Here is a 2,784-nt window from a genome sequence, read left to right as displayed (position 1 = left end):
CACCGCCCCCGGCAACCTCACGGTGACCGGCCGGACCGCCACCAGCGTCTCCCTGGCCTGGTCCGCCTCCACCGATGCCGACGGCGTGGCCGGCTACCAGGTCCGGCAGGGCACGGCGACTGTCGCCTCCGTCACCGGCACCTCGACCACGGTCAGCGGGCTGAGCCCCGCCACCGGGTACACCTTCACCGTCGTCGCGCTGGACCCGGCCGGCACCGCCTCGCCGCCGTCGAACGCGGTCACCGTGACCACCGACCCGGTGACGCTCACCGACCTGGCCCGGGGCCGGCCGACCGCGCAGAGCAGCCAGACCCAGTCGTACGGCAGCGCGAACGTGGTCGACGGCGATCCGGGCAGCTACTGGGAGAGCGCGAACAACGCCTTTCCCCAGTGGGTGCGGGTCGACCTCGGCGCGGCGACCGCGGTCGGCCGGGTCGTGCTCCGGCTGCCGCCGGTCGCGACGTGGTCGGCCCGGACCCAGACCCTCTCGGTGCAGGGCAGCGCCGACGGCAACGGGTGGAGCGACCTCGTCGCCTCCGCCGGCCGACGTTTCGACCCGGCCGACGGCAACCAGGTGACACTCACGTTCCCCGCCACCTCGACCCGGTACGTACGCGTCCACGTCACGGGCAACACCGGCTGGCCCGCCGGGCAGCTCTCCCAGCTCGAGGTCTACGCCGCCTGACCCCCGGGCCTGCGCGGCGTCGCCACGCCACGCACCACCCCCGCCACCGAGAAGAGATGAGCCCTGCCATGAACCGGAGCACCCGCGCGGAGCTGCCGCGCCCGCGACACCGGCACCGGCACCGGCGGGCGGCGGTCGCCGCCGTGACCGCGCTCGCCACGGCGCTCGGCCTGCTGGCCGGTGCGCCCGCCGGGGCCGCCGCCACCCGGGAGGCCACCCGCCCGGCCGGCCCGGTGGTGACCCGGGCCGCCCTCGATCCGGCGCTGGTCGCCGGCCGGGGCGCGCGGGTCGCCTTCCTGGAGCAGGAGGCGGAGAACGCGGTCACGAACGGCGAGGTCATCGGGCCCGACCGGAACGCGTACACGCTGCCCTCGGAGGCGTCCGGGCGGCGGGCGGTCCGGCTGACCCCCGGCCAGCACGTCGAGTTCACCCTGCCGGCAGCGGCCAACGCGATCACGGTCCGCTACAGCATTCCCGACGCGCCCACCGGCGGCGGCATCACCGCGCCGCTGGACGTCGCCGCCAACGGCAAGCGGATCCGCACCATGACGTTGACGTCGCAGTACGCCTGGCTCTACAACCAGTACCCGTTCAGCAACGACCCCGGCGCGGACCTGCTGCACCCCGACTGGTGGATCACCGAGTGCTCCTGCGTGCCGGCGGCGACCACCCCGTACCCGACGATCCAGAAGCCCTTCCGGCCGAGCCACTTCTACGACGAGCAGCGCCTGTTGCTCGGCCGCACCTACCGGGCCGGTGACCGGATCCGGCTCACCGCGCCGGCCGGCAGCAACGCCGCGTGGACCGTGATCGACCTGCTCGACTCGGAACTCGTCGGACCGCCGAAGGTGCGCCTGCTCGCCGCGAACGTGCTGGCCTTCGGCGCCGACCCGAGCGGCCGGCGCGACGCCGCCCCCGCCATCGAACGGGCCATCGCCGTCGCCCGGCGCACCGGGCTCCCCGTCTACCTCCCACCCGGCACCTACCAGGTCAACCGGCACATCATCGTCGACGACGTAACCATCCAGGGCGCCGGCAACTGGTACACGATCATCAAGGGCCGCGAGGTGGCCCTGCCCACTCCCGCGCCGGACGGGTCGGTGCACACCGGCGTCGGCTTCTACGGCAGGGACGCAACCGACGGCGGCAGCCGCAACGTCCACCTCTCCGACTTCGCCATCGAGGGTGACGTGCGGGAACGGATCGACACCGACCAGGTGAACGGGGTCGGCGGGGCGATGAGCGACTCGACAATCGACGGCCTGCACCTGCGCCACACCAAGGTGGGCCTCTGGTTCGACGGTCCGATGCGCAACGTGCGCGTCACCGACAACATCATCGTCGACCAGATCGCCGACGCGCTGAACTTCCACACCGGCGTGACCGACTCGCTCGTCGCGAACAACTTCGTCCGCAACACCGGCGACGACGGCCTGGCGATGTGGTCGGAGAAGACGGCGAACGCGCGCAACACCTTCGCCCGCAACACCGTGCAGTCGCCGGTGCTCGCCAACGGCATCGCCGTCTACGGCGGCGCCGACAACACCGTCACCGGCAACCTGATCGCCGACCCGGTACGGGAGGGCAGCGCCATCCAGGTCGGGTCCCGCTTCGGCGCGGAGCCGTTCACCGGGTACCTGCGGATCAGCGACAACACGACGGTCCGGGCCGGCACCTGGGAGCTGAACTGGAAGATCGGGCTCGGCGCCATCTGGTTCTACGCCCTGGACCGCAGCATCGACGCGCGCGTCGAGGTGACCGGGGACGCGTACCTCGACAGCACCTACAACGCGATCATGCTGGTCAGCGAGTGGGCGGTGAAGGACCTCTACTCGATCGGCGACGTGCGCTTCCGCGACATCCGGGTCGACGGCACCGGCACGTCGGTGGTCAGTGCCCGTACGGCCGGCTCGGCGTCCTTCCAGAACGTCGACGCGCGGCACGTCGGGGCGGTCGGCGTGAACAACTGCGGCTCGTTCCACTTCACGCCGGCCGGCTCGGAGTTCGGCCTCACCGACCTCGGCGGCAACGACGGTGGCTGGCTCGCCGACTGGCAGTTGCCGAACACCATCACCTGCGACGACCGCCCGCCGGTGGTC

2 protein-coding genes are annotated in these 2,784 nt (G+C 72.7%); both read left to right on the top strand.

Annotation, left to right across the window (positions count from 1 at the left end; genetic code table 11):
• A partial coding sequence (locus tag E1211_RS31540) for a discoidin domain-containing protein (RefSeq protein WP_207915593.1) occupies positions 1–685 on the top strand: 685 nt, incomplete at its 5' end.
• Between the two features lie 68 nt (positions 686–753).
• A partial coding sequence (locus tag E1211_RS31535) for a glycosyl hydrolase family 28-related protein (protein ID WP_132353806.1) occupies positions 754–2,784 on the top strand: 2,031 nt, incomplete at its 3' end.

It is taken from the genome of Micromonospora sp. 15K316 (assembly GCF_004348525.1).
Lineage (GTDB): Bacteria > Actinomycetota > Actinomycetes > Mycobacteriales > Micromonosporaceae > Micromonospora.
This window is presented reverse-complemented; position numbering and strand designations above follow the sequence as displayed.